The sequence below is a fragment of the Acerihabitans sp. TG2 genome (assembly GCF_035013185.1).
Taxonomy (GTDB): Bacteria; Pseudomonadota; Gammaproteobacteria; order Enterobacterales; family Enterobacteriaceae; genus Acerihabitans.
The window spans coordinates 1-16141 of record NZ_JAYGJO010000047.1 but is presented as its reverse complement, the minus strand read 5'-3'; the positions used below and the strand labels follow the sequence as shown (position 1 = coordinate 16141).

General features: G+C 51.3%; 13 protein-coding genes. 5 read left to right on the top strand and 8 right to left on the bottom strand.

Features of this window, described 5'->3' with window-relative positions; translation table 11 throughout:
* Window positions 1-131: 131 nt before the first annotated feature.
* Entirely contained in the window at window positions 132-1253 is a 1122-nt protein-coding gene (gene trmA / locus SJI19_RS23495; protein ID WP_323480672.1) for a tRNA (uridine(54)-C5)-methyltransferase TrmA, read from the top strand.
* An 8-nt stretch (window positions 1254-1261) separates the two neighbouring features.
* Here the strand turns inward: trmA and SJI19_RS23490 are convergent, their stop codons facing one another.
* Both SJI19_RS23490 and fabR read right to left on the bottom strand, forming a co-directional pair.
* The gene (locus tag SJI19_RS23490; RefSeq protein WP_416347594.1) at window positions 1262-1627 is read right to left on the bottom strand and encodes a YijD family membrane protein; all 366 of its coding nucleotides are present in this window, start codon (window positions 1625-1627) and stop codon (window positions 1262-1264) included.
* Window positions 1628-1634: 7 nt separating this feature from the next.
* A complete protein-coding gene (gene fabR / locus SJI19_RS23485) occupies window positions 1635-2279 on the bottom strand; it encodes an HTH-type transcriptional repressor FabR (protein ID WP_323480674.1) in 645 nt (214 codons plus the stop codon).
* Between the two features lie 202 nt (window positions 2280-2481).
* Here fabR and sthA point away from each other — a divergent pair, with 202 nt between their 5' ends.
* Complete coding sequence (gene sthA, locus SJI19_RS23480; RefSeq protein ID WP_323480671.1) at window positions 2482-3882, top strand: Si-specific NAD(P)(+) transhydrogenase; 1401 nt, start codon at window positions 2482-2484, stop codon at window positions 3880-3882.
* Here sthA and oxyR read toward each other — a convergent pair.
* Complete coding sequence (gene oxyR, locus SJI19_RS23475; RefSeq protein ID WP_323480670.1) at window positions 3865-4782, bottom strand: DNA-binding transcriptional regulator OxyR; 918 nt, start codon at window positions 4780-4782, stop codon at window positions 3865-3867. The two genes, sthA and oxyR, sit on opposite strands and share 18 nt — an antisense overlap.
* A gap of 146 nt (window positions 4783-4928) precedes the next feature.
* Here oxyR and SJI19_RS23470 point away from each other — a divergent pair, with 146 nt between their 5' ends.
* Window positions 4929-5672, top strand: a complete 744-nt coding sequence (locus SJI19_RS23470) for a glutathione peroxidase (RefSeq protein ID WP_323480669.1) — start codon at window positions 4929-4931, stop codon at window positions 5670-5672.
* 191 nt (window positions 5673-5863) lie between these two features.
* Here the strand turns inward: SJI19_RS23470 and argH are convergent, their stop codons facing one another.
* From argH to argC, 3 genes are all read right to left on the bottom strand, one after another.
* Window positions 5864-7237 (bottom strand): argininosuccinate lyase, encoded by a 1374-nt coding sequence (gene argH / locus SJI19_RS23465; protein WP_323480668.1) that lies wholly within the window; start codon window positions 7235-7237, stop codon window positions 5864-5866.
* A gap of 100 nt (window positions 7238-7337) precedes the next feature.
* Complete coding sequence (gene argB, locus SJI19_RS23460; RefSeq protein ID WP_323480673.1) at window positions 7338-8114, bottom strand: acetylglutamate kinase; 777 nt, start codon at window positions 8112-8114, stop codon at window positions 7338-7340.
* Window positions 8115-8139: 25 nt separating this feature from the next.
* Window positions 8140-9144, bottom strand: coding sequence for an N-acetyl-gamma-glutamyl-phosphate reductase (argC, locus tag SJI19_RS23455; RefSeq protein WP_323480667.1), 1005 nt, complete (start codon window positions 9142-9144; stop codon window positions 8140-8142).
* A gap of 258 nt (window positions 9145-9402) precedes the next feature.
* On the opposite strand from argC, the gene argE reads away from it, so the two are divergent.
* Window positions 9403-10554, top strand: coding sequence for an acetylornithine deacetylase (gene argE / locus SJI19_RS23450; RefSeq protein WP_323480666.1), 1152 nt, complete (start codon window positions 9403-9405; stop codon window positions 10552-10554).
* Between the two features lie 262 nt (window positions 10555-10816).
* Window positions 10817-13456, top strand: a complete 2640-nt coding sequence (gene ppc, locus SJI19_RS23445) for a phosphoenolpyruvate carboxylase (RefSeq protein WP_323480665.1) — start codon at window positions 10817-10819, stop codon at window positions 13454-13456.
* A 64-nt stretch (window positions 13457-13520) separates the two neighbouring features.
* Here the strand turns inward: ppc and metF are convergent, their stop codons facing one another.
* A complete protein-coding gene (gene metF / locus SJI19_RS23440; protein ID WP_323480664.1) occupies window positions 13521-14444 on the bottom strand; it encodes a methylenetetrahydrofolate reductase in 924 nt (307 codons plus the stop codon).
* Window positions 14445-14993: 549 nt separating this feature from the next.
* The coding region (locus SJI19_RS23435) for a DUF3396 domain-containing protein (RefSeq protein WP_323480663.1) at window positions 14994-16141 on the bottom strand (1148 nt) is incomplete at its 5' end.

Genomic DNA, 16141 nt, shown 5'->3' with positions numbered 1-16141 from the left:
CGGGTGAGCGAGTGCGGCCAACGCACCTGTAATGGGAAAGATGACGGGTATAGGGGCTGGACTTTATCGGTTTACTCCCTACAATCCCTCGGCAAAAGGCTAACAATAGCGAATCGTAGCGAGAAAACACCATGACCACCGAGACGTTGCCAAATGAAGTTTATGAAAACCAACTGGCGGAGAAAGCTACGCGGCTTAAGGATATGATGGCGGCGTTCCAGGCTCCGGAGGCGGACGTTTTTCGCTCGCGGGCACAGCATTATCGTATGCGCGCCGAGTTTCGGGTGTGGCATGAGGATGATGATCTTTACCATATTATGTTTGATCAGCAAACCAAGGAGAAGATTCGTATTGATCACTTTCTTCCTGGTAGCGAGCTGATTAATCAACTGATGGTGGTTATGATGGAGGCGCTGCGGCCTTCGCCGGTGCTGCGGCGCAAGCTGTTCCAACTTGATTATCTGACGACGATGAGCGGTGAGGCGGTGATTACGCTGATTTATCACCGTCCGTTGGATGATGAATGGCGGGAGCATGCGGGTGCGTTGCGCGCGGCGCTGCGGGGGCTGGGTTTTGAGGTAAACCTGATTGGTCGTGCCACCAAGACCAAGATCTGCCTAGACAGGGATTATGCTGATGAACGGCTGATGGTTGACGGTCAAGAGATGATTTATCGGCAAATAGAGAACAGCTTTACGCAGCCGAATGCCATGGTGAATATCCAGATGCTGGAGTGGGCGATATCGGCTACGCGGAACGCCCAGGGAGATTTGCTGGAGCTGTACTGTGGCAACGGTAACTTCTCCTTGGCGCTGGCGCGTAATTTTACCCGGGTGCTGGCTACGGAAATAGCCAAACCGTCGGTGGAAGCCGCCCAGTTTAATATTGCCGCTAATGGGATTGATAATGTGCGGATTATTCGCATGTCGGCGGAAGAATTCACTCAGGCGATGGGCGGTGTACGAGAATTTACCCGCCTCAAGGATATCGATCTAACAAGCTACCGCTGTGAAACCATTTTTGTCGATCCGCCACGCAGCGGCCTTGATGAGGCGACGGTGAGACTGGTTCAGGCCTATCCACGTATTTTATATATCTCGTGCAATCCTGAATCATTGTGCCGTAATTTGGCAACCCTTAGCGAAAGTCACTCGATCGAACGATTGGCGTTGTTTGATCAGTTCCCTTACACCCGGCATATGGAATGCGGGGTGTTGCTGGTAAAAAAAGGTAGTGGCCCAACCACGAATTGAAACCGGTATCAGTCTGCATCCTGGTCCATCTGTTTTAACACCTTTAGCCTGCGGATAATCCAAAATACCAGGATCACAATCAAAATCGACGGGATAAAATTAGAGCCGATGATCGGGTATTCCACGCGAATGATGGCGCTGTAAATGAGCAGTCCCAGCAGGAAACTGGCTGCCGCCAGCAACGGATAGCCCATCGGCATCGCGCGATCCTGGTAATGGTGGTGCAGACAATAAACCGAAAGGACTAACGATATTAACGGAAAGATGGAAAACGGGACGATTGAGCTGAACAGGACTAAAAACGAGCCGTTAAGGGATAAACCGGCGATCAGCGCCAGCAGCAGGGTGCTTTTTTCTCCAAGGGGTTTGATCATTATTTGCCTACCTGGGTTCATCTAGGGCGAGGGCGGTCGCCTTTTCCTGCTCCCGGCGATACCAATAAAACGCCCCCTTCGAAATCATCCGCAACTGTAATACCAAACGTTCCTCAAGCTGCCGACGTTGGTTGATGTCGACATCCAGCGCTTCCGCACCGGCGTTAAACACGATAATCACCATGGCTTCCGCTTGTGCTTCGGTAAAACTACGCGGCATATGGTTTTCAAGTTCGAGATAATCGGCAAGTTCAGCGATAAAGTGCTGGATTTCCCTGGCCACGGCGGCACGAAACGCCGCTGACGTCCCCGATCGCTCACGCAGTAATAAGCGGAAAGCGTTGGGATTGTTACCGATAAATTCCATAAAAGTGGCAACCGACGTACGAATAACGCTGCCGCCTTTGGCAATCCGTTGGCGAGCCTGGCGCATCAACTGACGCAACATTAAGCCACTTTCGTCCACCATCGTCAGCCCCAACTCATCGACATCGCGAAAATGGCGATAAAAGGAGGTGGGCGCGATCCCCGCTTCACGGGCGACTTCACGCAGGCTAAGGCTGGTAAAACTGCGCTCGGCACTTAGCTGGCTAAATGCAGCTTCGACAAGTGAACGCCGGGTTCGCTCTTTTTGTTGCGCTCTGACGCCCATAGTTCTGCCCAGTCCCACACTATCCATAAAGGAACACTATAACAAAATTTGTTGCAACAGCGTTCGTACAAACTGTGATTATTAACATCAGACTCAATATAACTGACACATATAGCTAAGAAAAAGGCCAATGCTAATGGGGTAATTTGCGCTACAATGTTACACCAACGTTGTAATTTTGTATAATATAGGCTAGCCCACTATGCAACCACATTATGACTACGATGCCCTCGTTATCGGCTCCGGCCCTGGTGGGGAAGGCGCGGCGATGGGTCTGACGAAACAAGGGGCCCGTGTCGCGGTAGTAGAACGCTACAACACCGTGGGCGGTGGCTGTACTCATTGGGGGACGATTCCGTCGAAGGCACTGCGTCAGGCGGTCAGTCGCATCATAGAGTTTAACCAGAACCCCCTCTATCGCGGTAATGAGCACCTGCCTCGCGCCAGCTTTGCGGATATCTTGCACCATGCTGACGATGTGATAAAACAGCAAATCCATATGCGACAGGGATTTTACGAGCGCAATCAGTGCAGAATTATCACCGGCGACGCCAGCTTCCTCGACGCACACACCCTAAAGATTCAATATCCGGATAATAGCGTCGAAACCCTGAGCGCGGCGAATATTATTATTGCCTGTGGGTCCCGGCCCTATCACCCCCAGAACGTGGATTTTAACCATCCACGTATCTATGACAGCGATTCCATTTTGAATCTCAAGCATGATCCCAAGCATGTGATCATTTACGGTGCGGGTGTCATTGGTTGTGAATATGCGTCAATATTTCGCGGATTAAACGTCAAGGTGGATTTGATCAATACCCGCGATCGGTTGTTAGCTTTCCTCGATCAAGAAATGTCGGATGCGCTGTCTTATCATTTTTGGGAAAACGGTGTGGTTATTCGCCACAACGAAGAATTTGAGCAGATTGAAGGCACCGATGCTGGCGTGGAAGTGCATTTCCGCTCAGGCAAACGGATTCGGGCAGATTGCATACTCTATGCCAATGGCCGCACCGGCAATACTGATACGCTGGCGCTGTCGAATGTGGGTCTGGAAGCGGATGGTCGAGGGCTTATCAAAGTCAATAGCATGTACCAAACTGCGCAGCCGCATATTTATGCAGTTGGCGATGTTATCGGGTATCCGAGTCTGGCGTCCGCGGCCTACGATCAGGGGAGGATTACCGCCCAAGTGATTATTAAAGGCCAAGCCAACGTACAGTTGATCGAAAACATTCCTACCGGTATTTACACCATCCCGGAAATAAGCTCAGTGGGTAAGACCGAGCAGGAGTTGACGATGCTCAAAGTGCCTTATGAAGTGGGCCGAGCTCAGTTTAAGCACCTGGCTAGGGCGCAGATCGTCGGGATGAATGTCGGTAGCCTAAAAATTCTGTTCCACCGTGATACCCGACAGATCTTAGGCATCCATTGTTTTGGCGAGCGTGCCGCCGAAATTATTCATATCGGCCAAGCGATCATGGAACAAAAAGGTGAAGGTAATACCATCGATTACTTCGTTAATACCACCTTCAACTACCCGACCATGGCAGAAGCCTATCGAGTAGCGGCACTCAATGGGTTAAACCGCCTCTTTTAAGTCATTGCCCATATAGGTCTGCATATGCATGCGGATAGAGTCGGCAAGTTGCTCATAACGCGCACGCAGCGGGGAGCCAGGGCGATACACTAAAGCGATAGTGCGCTTTGGCTCCGGTTTATAACATTGCATATAACAAACCCCATCCCGTTTGCGCTCGTTGGGTACCGCCAGTGACGGCAATAAGGTAATGCCGCTACCCGCCGACACCATATTGCGTAACGTCTCAAGGCTGGTGGCACGAAAGTGAGTATCTTCATCGGCGCCGGCCTGGAAACAGAAACCCATTGCCTGATCGCGCAGGCAGTGCCCATCCTCCAGCATCAACAGCTTTTCGCCCGCCAAATCCGACATGGGGACCATTTCACGGTCAGCCCACGGATGACTGGCATACACGGCAAGCTGCAGTGGCTCATCGAACAAGGGAATTTCGATAAAGGGTTCCGTCTCTTTGACCAACGCCAGGATCGCGCAATCAAGCTTGCCACTATCAAGCTGTAGCAATAATTGGCTGGTCTGGGCCTCGTGCAGATACATTTCAAGCTTGGGATAGGTCTCATGCAGCGTCGGTATAATATGCGGCAATAAATAAGGCCCTACGGTGGGGATGAGGCCGATATGCAATGGCCCCGACATGGACTCTCCTTGCTGGCTAGCCATCTCGCGTAGTATTTTCACCTCTCGCAAAATCGTGCGGGCCTGTTCCACCAGCAGCAGTCCAGCTTGGGTAAACAGCACCTTACGACTGGTGCGCTCAAGCAGCATCACACCCAACTCATCTTCCAGTTTACGAATCTGGCCACTCAGGGTCGGCTGGCTAACGTGACAAGCGTCGGCCGCACGTCGGAAATGACGGTGTTCTGCCAAGGCAACCAGATACTCAAGATCGCGAATATTCATTAAAATCCTCCATGCCGCGATAGTTCGCGTCGATAGATAGGATAGCAATCAACGATTATCCCTATCAATAGTTAATGTCGATAATAAGCACCTTCTCGTTAGACCTGTTGTTAGTTCTTTATTTTGCACATCATTAAGGGGTCCATATGTTTGCTGGTGAAGGTCAAGAAGGTAAAAAGGTTCCATCAGTTATTTTCCATACTCGCCAGAATGATAACTGGGTCGACGTGACTTCCGACGAATTATTCAAGAATAAAACCGTCATTCTGTTCTCATTGCCGGGTGCGTTTACCCCTACCTGCTCTTCCAGCCATTTGCCCCGATATAACGAACTGGCGGGGTTATTCCGTCAGCATGGCGTTGACAGTATTGTGTGTGTTTCGGTCAATGATACGTTTGTGATGAATGCATGGCAGGCTGATCAACACGCTGAAAATATTACATTTTTGCCCGACGGCAACGGCGAATTCACCAAGGGAATGGGGATGCTGGTAGAAAAAGCTGATGTCGGTTTTGGCCCACGTTCTTGGCGCTACTCCATGCTGGTCCGGGACGGCCTGGTGGAAAAAATGTTTATCGAGCCCAATAAGCCGGGTGACCCTTTTGAAGTCTCTGACGCCGATACCATGCTGTGTTATCTGGCCCCTGAATGTAAGGTCCAGGAGTCCGTGTCGCTGTTCACCAAACCGGGATGTCCGTTCTGCGCCAAAGCCAAGCAGATGCTGCGCGACAACGGTCTGCAATATGAGGAAATTTCGTTGGGCAAAGACGCCACCACCGTCAGCCTGCGCGCGGTAACCGGACGTTCCACGGTACCGCAGGTGTTCATCGGCGGGCGCCATATTGGCGGCAGTGAAGAACTGGAGGCGTTCTTGCTGCAACCGGCATAACCCTGACGGCCTACGTTAGCGCGCTGACGCTTTAACCGGACTCGCTGCGGGTTCCGTGATCGCGGGCTTAGCGTGCCATGAGGTTTCGGTTGGCCGGGAAAACCATGGCCAATTCAACCCCATTGGCGATTGCCCTTTATCAGGCCCGCAGCGAGATCGGTGATGGCGCTATCGCGCCTAGCGCCTAGCGCCTAGGACAAGCGTTTTTTGGCCTCTCCGATGGCATAAGCCACCTGTTTGGGCGAGACCCCGCCTTTGGCCGAACGTTTGTCCAGACAGGATTGCAGAGCCAGTATCGGGTACACATCCTCGCCAATGGTGCTGCTGAACCGTTGTAAATCCACCAGCGATAATGCTTCCAAGGCTTTACCCTGGCGAATCGCCTCTACCACAGCCTCACCGACGATATGATGTGCTTCACGGAAAGGGACACCTTTGCCCACCAGATAATCCGCCAGTTCAGTGGCATTGGCGTATCCCTGCTGCGCAGCTTCCTGGCAACGATCGCGTTTGACGCGCAACCCGTCCAATACCAGTGCGGCCATATGCAGGCAGTCCATCCACGTATCCAACGCGTCAAACAACCCCTCTTTATCCTCCTGCATATCCTTGTTATAGGCCAGCGGCAATCCTTTTAACGTCATCATCAAGCCGGTCAGCGCACCTTGCACCCGTCCGCACTTGCCGCGAATCAGCTCCAGTGCATCAGGATTTTTCTTCTGGGGCATCAGGGAGGACCCCGAGGTAACCCGATCGGACAATTCGATAAACGCCGCTTCACCGGTATTAAAGAAGATCAAATCCTCAGCAAAACGGGAGAGGTGGACCATACTGATGGCCGCATTGGACAACAACTCCAATGCATAGTCACGATCTGACACACTATCAAGACTGTTGCGGGTTGCCGAGGCGAAACCCAGCCAGCCGGCCAGTTGGTCGCGATCGATCTCATAGGCGGTGCCCGCCAGCGCGCCTGAGCCTAATGGACTGACGTCCAATCGTTCTAAGGTATCCTGTAGGCGGCTCTCATCGCGGGCCAGCATTTCGGTATAGGCCATGCACCAATGGGCAAACGTCACCGGTTGGGCGCGTTGAAAATGCGTATAGCCGGGCATGACCGCATCTTGGGTGATCTCGGCAGTAGCCACCAACGCCAACTGCAGTTGTTTAACTGCCGCCAGCAGTTCAGATACCTGCAACTTGCACCATAATTTGAGGTCGGTGGCCACCTGGTCATTACGGCTGCGTCCGGTATGCAGCTTTTTGCCCAAATCGCCGACTTTTTCGATTAACCGCTGTTCCACCCAGCTGTGAATATCTTCCGCATCGCTGGCCAGAATGGCCTCAGGTGAGGCGCTCACTTCTTCGAGCAGAAAACCCAATGCCTCTTCAAGCCGTAACTGTTCATCCGTCGTCAGTATGCCAACGGTAACCAACGCCTTCGACCATGCCACCGAGCCAGTGATATCCTGCTCTGCCAGCCGATAATCAAAGCGCAGTGAGTCATTTAATGTTTTAAAACGCTGATCAGCCGCTTGGCTAAACCGTCCGCCCCAAAGTGCCATACAGTGCATCCTTAATGTCGTTTTTTGCCGGGGCACGATAACCATACCCCAGCCTCTACTGTTAAAAATGTGCCAACGAACACCCCCCCTGGAAAGGTACTCAGGCCAGAATGCGGGTGCCGATAGATTCACCGTTAAATAATGCGGGTAATTGTTCCGCATGCCGCCAGCCGGCGATATCCACTGGCCGGCCGAGGGTACGCGCCGCATCTAGCGCCGCATTGACCTTAACAATCATACCGTCAGTAATAATGCCCTGTGCAATAAGTTGTTCGGCTTTATGTGCGGTCATTTCGGCGATACGTTGACCTTTACCATCAAGAATCCCGCTGACATCGGATAATAAAATCAGATCAGCACCCAGCGTAGCGGCCAGCGCGGTGGCAGCCTGATCGGCATTGACGTTCATCAGTTCACCTTGCTGGGTAATGCCAATTGAGCTGATAACCGGTAGGTAACCGGCACCAAGCAGGGTGTTAAGCAACGCGGGCGAGCCTGGGCTTGCATGGCCGACATAACCCAGTTTTTCATCCAGGGGGGTAACCGTCACGCAGTCACCGTCACCCAGACAGAGTCCCACCGCCGGAATACGGTGTTTTTTTGCCCAGGACAACAGGATTTTATTGGCCGTCCCGCCGAGGGCGCCGGTAATAATATCGATCTGGTCAGCTGGGGTTACCCGTAATCCATTGATCTTGGCTACCGGCAGCGCCAATCTTTTCATTAAATCATCCACCAGATAGCCGCCACCGTGAACAATCAGCAGTTGCCGCTGATGCGCTGCCCGATAGGTATCGAGCGCCGAAAACAGTCTTTCCAGCGCTTCGTCACTGTCAAGTAACACGCCGCCTAATTTTATCACTAAGGGATTCATTATTTTTTGTTACCTCGTTGGATACCCATCAGAGCAAGGATTGGGTTTGCGCAAAACCAAAGCGGATATTAGCGCACTGTACCGCCTGTGCGGCAGCGCCTTTTAATAAATTATCTTCCGTTGCCACCACGATCAGATGCTCGCCTTCTAAGGCAAAACCGATGTCACAAAAAGGCAGACCTACCACCGATTTTAATGCCGGTACGCCTTTTTCGTACAGTCGAACCAGAGGTTTGTCGTGATAGGCATTGTGAAAACACTGCGCAACATCCTCTGCCGTTATGCCGGTCTTAAGCCGACAAGTAATAGTGGCCAAGATACCGCGGGGAAAATTGCCCAAATGCGGGGTAAAAATGACCGGAATGCCCAAATGCGTGGCGATCTCCGGCTGATGTCGATGGGTAAATAATCCGTAAGGCTGCAGGCTAACTTCACAGACGCTGCTGGCCAGGGAGGCTTTACGTCCCGCACCGCTAACACCGCTGACCGCATTGATGACCGGCCATTGCGCGTCATTAAGCAGGCCGTCATTCACCAGCGGCTTGAGCGCTAGCTGCGCTGCGGTGGGATAGCATCCCGGCACGGCAATCAGCTGCGCCTGTTTCAAGGCTTCACCCTGCCATTCCGCCAAGCCGTAAACCGCCTTGGCCAACCAATCGGCATGCCGATGCTCGAAGCCATAATAACGGGTATAAAAATCCACCTGGTTTACCCGGTAGGCACCGGATAAATCGAACACGACACAACCGGCCGCCAAGAATACCGGGACCAGGTCATGGCTGACCTCATGGGCGGTGGCGAGAAACACCACATCTACCGTTTTTGCCAGTTCACCGGCATCCACCAAGGGTTGTAGCGGTAAATCAACTATCCCTTTGAGGTGTGGGTACAAATCGGACAGTAACTTGCCGGCATCCGCACTTTGCGCTGAAACCGCCAATGCGGTTATGTTCATCTGTGGGTGTCGATTCAGATAAGCCACAAGCTCAGCTCCGGCATAACCACTGGCACCGACAATCAGCGTATTCAGCATGACTTTTGTTCACCTTATTGATGCGTTTTATCCACGAGGAGGGTTGTGCAGCAATCATTAATAAAAACCGATATTAATCTACCCGACAGCCGCTGGTTGCCAAGGCAACAATACGCTGTTTCGTCGTTTCGCTGTTCACCCGCGAGGCCAAGCGTAGTAGTCTGGTAATAATTGATTTATTTACGCTCAACGTTAGTGTATTTTTATTCACTATTATTGCATGAATATTGATACTATCCAAATTTAAGGCTGTCAACAGTGAAGATAAATTTACCCCCATTTATTGAATTATACCGCGAACTGATTGCCACTCCGTCCATCAGTGCCACCGACAGCGCGCTGGATCAGAGTAATCAAACGCTAATCAATTTGTTGGCCGGCTGGTTTACCCATCTCGGGTTTAAAGTAGAAATTCAACCGGTGCCGGGAACCCGAAATAAATTCAATATGCTGGCCAGTATAGGTAGCGGTACGGGTGGCTTGTTGTTAGCCGGCCATACGGATACCGTACCTTTTGACGACGGACGCTGGACCCGTGATCCTTTTACGCTTACCGAACAGAATAACAAGTTATATGGTCTGGGTAGCGCCGATATGAAAGGATTTTTCGCTTTCATTCTTGATACGCTGCGCGATCTCGATAGCACCAAGCTGCAAAAACCGCTGTATATCCTCGCCACCGCCGATGAAGAAACCAGCATGGCCGGGGCCAGCTATTTTGCACAATCAAGTCAACTACGTCCGGATTGTGCGATTATCGGCGAGCCGACCTCATTACGCCCGGTACGCGCCCATAAAGGCCATATCTCAAACGCAGTGCGTATTCTCGGGCAGTCGGGTCATTCCAGTGACCCGACGCTCGGCGTCAACGCCATTGAACTGATGCACGAAGCCATTTCTCATTTAATGGTGCTACGCACGACGTTGCAAGAGCGCTACCACCATGCGGCATTCGATATTCCTTACCCCACCATGAATTTTGGTCACATCCATGGTGGCGACTCCGCCAACCGTATTTGCGGCTGTTGTGAACTGCACATGGATATTCGCCCCTTGCCCGGTTTAACACTGGCCGATCTTAACGGTTTATTGACCGAGTCGCTGGCACCGGTGAGCGCGCGCTGGCCAGGCCGGTTGACGGTCGAAGCCCTACACCCGCCGATACCCGGCTATGAATGTCCGGCGGATCACCGCTTGGTGGCGGTGGTGGAAAAATTGCTGGGCACCAAAACTGATGTGGTCAATTACTGCACCGAAGCACCCTTTATCCAGCAGCTTTGCCCTACGTTGGTGTTAGGTCCCGGTTCGATTAAACAAGCGCATCAACCGGATGAATATATCGATACAGCCTTTATAAAACCGACGCGGGAACTCATTTCCCAGGTGGTACGACATTTTTGTCTACAGTGAAGCTCTTTTTCGCATCGATCATGGAAAACACTCAAGCCGGGGGGCGACAGCTGGCCCACGGGAAGGGGTTTTTACGACGCTGAGATAAGTAACACTTATAATTGATGTATGTTATTAACTTTCACGAATTGATATTAACTCCACGCTTTATGGCGTGAAATGATGTCATTTGACGAATCAAAAGATACATGGCTAGATAACGGCGGGTGATTTACGTCATTCAGGTGAAATAAAATTTCAGGTAAGTTGGATCAGGGTCCTTATGAACGAACAATATTCAGCAATGCGAAGCAACGTTAGTATGCTCGGGAAGCTTCTGGGCGACACCATAAAAGATGCAATGGGTGAGAATATCCTGGATAAGGTTGAAACCATCCGCAAGCTGTCCAAATCATCACGAGCGGGCAGCGAAGTGCATCGCCAGGAACTGCTTTCCACGTTACAAAATTTATCCAATGACGAGCTATTACCGGTTGCCCGTGCATTCAGTCAGTTCTTGAATTTGACCAATACTGCCGAGCAATTCCATGTCATATCACCCCATGGTGAAGCGGCAAATAATCCAGAAGGGTTAGGCAAAGTGTTTGCCCGCCTCAAAGAGAATAAGCAGCTTGATGACAAAGATATTCGCGCTGCCGTGGAATCACTGTCCATTGAATTGGTGTTAACCGCCCATCCCACTGAAATTGCCCGTCGTACCCTGATCCATATGATGGTTGAAGTGAATAGCTGCCTGAAACAACTTGATCACAGCGATTTGGCGGACTATGAGCGTAAGCAAATCATGCGTCGTCTGCGACAATTGGTCGCGCAGTACTGGCATACCGATGAAATCCGGAAAAATCGCCCTTCTCCGGTTGATGAAGCAAAATGGGGTTTTGCCAATGTGGAAAACAGCCTATGGGAAGGTGTGCCGCAATATTTGCGTGAGCTCAATGAGCAATTGGAAACGGTGTTTGGTTATAAATTACCGGTAGACAACGTGCCGGTCCGCTTTACGTCCTGGATGGGCGGCGATCGTGACGGCAATCCCAACGTTACCGCCGATATTACCCGTCGGGTTCTGTTGCTTAGCCGATGGAAAGCCGCCGATCTGTTCCTGCGGGATATTCAGGTGTTGGTTTCAGAACTATCAATGACGGAATGCACTGCCGAACTCAGGGCCCTCGCCGGGGGCGAAAGTGTGCAGGAACCCTACCGGGTTATTATGAAACGCCTGCGATCGCAGTTAACTCATACTCAAGATTGGCTATCGGCGAAACTGAGGGGAGAGCTGGTATTGCCGCCCGAAGATTTACTGGAACACAACGATCAACTTTGGGACCCGCTTTATGCCTGCTATGAATCGTTAAAATCCTGCGGCATGAGTATTATTGCCAGTGGCCAGTTGTTGGATACGTTGCGGCGGATTAAATGCTTTGGCATACAGTTGGTGCGTATCGACGTGCGCCAAGAAAGCACTCTGCATACCGACGCATTAAGCGAAGTGACCCGCTACCTTGGGCTGGGTGATTATGAGAGTTGGCCCGAAACGGATAAACAAGCCTTTTTAATCCGCGAATTGAACTCCAAACGTCCGTTGCTACCGCGCCATTATCAGCTTAGCAAGCAGACGTGCGAGGTATTGGAAACCTGCAGGGTCATTGCCGATGCCCCGGAAGGATCAATTGCCGCTTACGTCATCTCCATGGCACGCACCCCGTCCGATGTATTGGCGGTGCATTTGTTGTTGAAAGAAGCCGGTTGCCAGTTCACGTTGCCGGTGGCGCCGCTGTTTGAAACCTTGGACGATTTAAATAATGCCGATGAGGTGATGAGCCAATTATTAAGCATTGATTGGTATCGCGGTATTATCCAGGGTAAACAGATGGTGATGATCGGTTACTCGGATTCAGCCAAGGATGCGGGCGTAATGGCTGCATCTTGGGCACAGTACCGGGCACAGGATGCCTTGATAAAAACCTGCGAAAAAGCCGGTATCGCATTGACGTTATTCCATGGTCGCGGCGGTTCCATTGGCCGCGGCGGTGCACCGGCCCATGCCGCGCTGCTGTCACAACCTCCGGGAAGTTTGAAAGGCGGCCTGCGGGTGACCGAACAGGGTGAAATGATTCGCTTCAAATTTGGTTTGCCCGAAGTCGCCATCAGTAGCCTAGCGCTATATACCGGTGCCATTCTGGAGGCCAATCTGCTACCACCACCGGAACCGAAGCAGGAGTGGCGAGCGCTGATGGATGACTTGTCCACCACCTCATGCAATATGTATCGTGGTTATGTGCGCGAAAATCCCGATTTTGTGCCTTATTTCCGTTCAGCAACGCCAGAACAAGAGCTTGGCAAACTGCCCCTAGGCTCACGTCCGGCAAAACGGCGGCCCACCGGTGGCGTGGAAAGTTTGCGCGCTATCCCATGGATTTTCGCCTGGACACAAAACCGACTGATGCTGCCCGCCTGGTTGGGTGCCGGCGCTGCGTTGCAAAAAGCCGTGGACGAGGGTAAGCAGGATCAGTTGGAAGCCATGTGCTCAGATTGGCCGTTCTTTTCAACCCGTATCGGCATGTTGGAAATGGTGTTTGCCAAGTCGGATCTCTGGTTGGCGGAATATTACGATCAGCGACTGGTGGAAGAAAATTTATGGCCATTGGGAAAACAGCTGCGTAAGCAATTAGCAGACGATATTAACGTTGTGCTGACCATTGCCAACGACGACCATTTAATGGCCGATCTGCCCTGGATAGCGGAATCCATTGCACTGCGTAATGTGTATACCGATCCGTTAAATGTGCTACAAGCTGAATTACTGCATCGTTCACGTCAGCAGACCCAGCCCGATCCTCGCGTAGAGCAGGCGTTGATGGTCACCATCGCCGGTGTGGCGGCGGGTATGCGTAATACCGGCTAACCGGTATCGCTTGAAAAAAACCGGGCCGACAATGGCCCGGTTTTTTTTTGTGTTGAGTCGACGGTTAGTGGCTGGAAGGGACGATCAGCGGGGACGTCTGTGCCGCTGGGCGAATCCCCAGGGTGTGGCATATGGCATAGGTCAGGTCGGCACGATTGAGGGTATAGAAATGGAAATCCTTGACCCCTTCTCGGCTAAGGATTTTCACCATATCCATGGCGATAGACGCACCGACCATTTTGCGGGTCTCCGCATCATTTTCCAGCCCGTCAAACATATTGATCATCCAGTGCGGGACCTTCACATTGGTCATCGCGGCAAAACGCTGCAACTGTTTAAAATTGGATACCGGTAAGATGCCGGGCACGATCTCGGTTTCAATGCCGGTGGCCACACAACGGTCGCGAAAACGCAGGTAACTTTCAACATCAAAAAAGAACTGAGTGATGGCACGGTTGGCGCCCGCATCCACTTTCTTTTTGAGATTAATCAAATCCGATTGGGCGCTAGTGGCCTCTGGATGCACTTCAGGATAAGCCGCAACAGAGATGTCGAAATCACCGACCTTTTTTAGCAAGGTCACGAGATCGGCGGCATACATGGCGGGTTTGCTGCCACCAGGCGGTAAATCGCCACGCAGCGCAACAATATGACGGATACCGCTATGCCAATAGTCTTCGGCTATTCGCGTGAGTTCGTCCGCCGTAGCGTCGATACAGGTTAAATGCGGTGCGGCATCCAGTCCGGTGCGTTCTTTGATATCCTTGATAATACTGTGCGTACGATCGCGCTCGCCGGAGTTCGCACCATAGGTGACCGAAACAAAAGAGGGTTTTAGCTCACTCAACCGATCGATGGATTGCCACAGGGTTTGTTCCATTTCGCTGGTGCGCGGTGGGAAAAATTCAAACGAGACATTAAAACGACCCTGCAATTCGGCCAGATTTTGATTCAGGGCTTCCCGCTGATTGGCGTGAAAAAAGCTCATACCGTTTCCTCATTACGCGTGGTGTCATTCGCAGCTAATGGTCATCGACTTAGTTTTGTTGAGTACGGTGCGCTGCGATCTTTTTTATGCATCTATACGTTTAGACGTCTAAATAGAATTTGAACGAAAGCCGCTGCCGAGTCAACATAATCATTAGCTAAGGCAGGTACAATTACTCAAACGTAATGAAATAATTTCATGTTACCCCGGAGAGATAGCTTTTCTTTGTGGTGTAATACCGCCGCGCTCGGTACGACGTTGGGTGACCCAGCAATGCATGGCACTGACGCCAGTCGAGTCGCAGGCGTCTCGTTGTGTCTCATTTTAGTCGAAAACTGGACTAACCGCTTCCTGTTTAAATTCGGCGGTGAATCTCGTTTTTTTAGTCCTTGGGACATCCTGTTAGGGACGGCGATGATACCGTCTCAAATGGTGTCCGGCTTTAGTGTGAGCCACAACACACTGGCCCCAGTCACCCTCCAGTGAATACGAATTTATTCGCATCCAACAAATGCTGTTATCACCGGAGGAAGGATCAAATACATGACGTTACTCAGGAAGAATAAAAACACTCCCTTGGTCATCCCGTTTGAGCAGCGACCAGCGAGCACGGTGTTTTTTGCCGTATTTATCCGCAAACTCCGGCATTTTCTGCCCTTGACGGGTCTGGATATACTCGGTGGTGCCGTTAACGATGGATGCCCATTGCCCGGCATGAGGGGCTGTTTCGTCGGTCCAGCGCGTGATGCGCACCGGGTCGTACGATTTTCCTATTTCGTCTTTATCCAGAACAGCGCTGGCTTCATCGAAACGCCTGTACCACTTCATAGTGGATTCTTTGTCGAACTGAAACCCTTCATACTCCGAGTAGAAATGTAGGGATCTTGACGCATTAAACCGCACAGGCTTAATGAGCTGATTAACCTTTACCAGCAGTGGCGGTAAACCTTCGGTTTGTACTTCTCCTAGTGCTGGCGGGAGTTCACCTGCTTTAAGGATCACACCGTTGTTATAGCGAAGCAGACTGATTTCAGGCGTTTTGGCTAAGCGATGCTTTAATTTCTCCGCCCCCCCTAACTTTTCCAACCACGGGGTGCCCAAAATGGTGTACCAGCAGGCACCTTTCAGGCCAATGACTGCTCCACCACCTTCAAGCGTACCTATGGAATCCACCATCACACCGGAAAAACGTTGTGCCAAGGCAAACTCATACGGGAACATCCGTTCACGGGCATAAGGGAGAATAAACGACAGCCCTGCATAACCACTTTCCACCGCGAAGGTGTTACACAGCCATATCAGCCAAGCCTGATAACGATCTTTACCATCTGGTTCTTTCAGTAAAAATAGCGGAAGTGTCAGCTTAATGACTGAACGGTCATTGTCATTATGGAAAACACGCTCACCCACAATAAGAATGCTATAATCTGGCGCTAGATACGATTCAGTAGCGCCGCTCAGCGTCCAGTCGAAAATTTCTTCCGGTGTAGAATCAAGTACTGCCTGTTTCTGTTTGGCGTAATTTTTTTCCGTGATAGCGGTCCATTTTTTCTTCGGTAAGGTTTTCTTTAGATGTGGCTTAAATTCCGCATAAAAACGGTCCACGCATTCCACCATTTTGCGACGAACTTCAGGTGTATGACCGTCTTTAAAAAAGACCGTAATAATCAGACCGAGATTGACCGCCGGGCTGCCAT

Coding starts and splice junctions, on each gene's coding strand:
- trmA (WP_323480672.1), top strand. CDS start 132: ATGACCACCGAGACGTTGCCAAATGAAGTTTATGAAAACCAACTGGCG.
- SJI19_RS23490 (WP_416347594.1), bottom strand. CDS start 1,627: ATGATCAAACCCCTTGGAGAAAAAAGCACCCTGCTGCTGGCGCTGATC.
- fabR (WP_323480674.1), bottom strand. CDS start 2,279: ATGGGCGTCAGAGCGCAACAAAAAGAGCGAACCCGGCGTTCACTTGTC.
- sthA (WP_323480671.1), top strand. CDS start 2,482: ATGCAACCACATTATGACTACGATGCCCTCGTTATCGGCTCCGGCCCT.
- oxyR (WP_323480670.1), bottom strand. CDS start 4,782: ATGAATATTCGCGATCTTGAGTATCTGGTTGCCTTGGCAGAACACCGT.
- SJI19_RS23470 (WP_323480669.1), top strand. CDS start 4,929: ATGTTTGCTGGTGAAGGTCAAGAAGGTAAAAAGGTTCCATCAGTTATT.
- argH (WP_323480668.1), bottom strand. CDS start 7,237: ATGGCACTTTGGGGCGGACGGTTTAGCCAAGCGGCTGATCAGCGTTTT.
- argC (WP_323480667.1), bottom strand. CDS start 9,144: ATGCTGAATACGCTGATTGTCGGTGCCAGTGGTTATGCCGGAGCTGAG.
- ppc (WP_323480665.1), top strand. CDS start 10,817: ATGAACGAACAATATTCAGCAATGCGAAGCAACGTTAGTATGCTCGGG.
- metF (WP_323480664.1), bottom strand. CDS start 14,444: ATGAGCTTTTTTCACGCCAATCAGCGGGAAGCCCTGAATCAAAATCTG.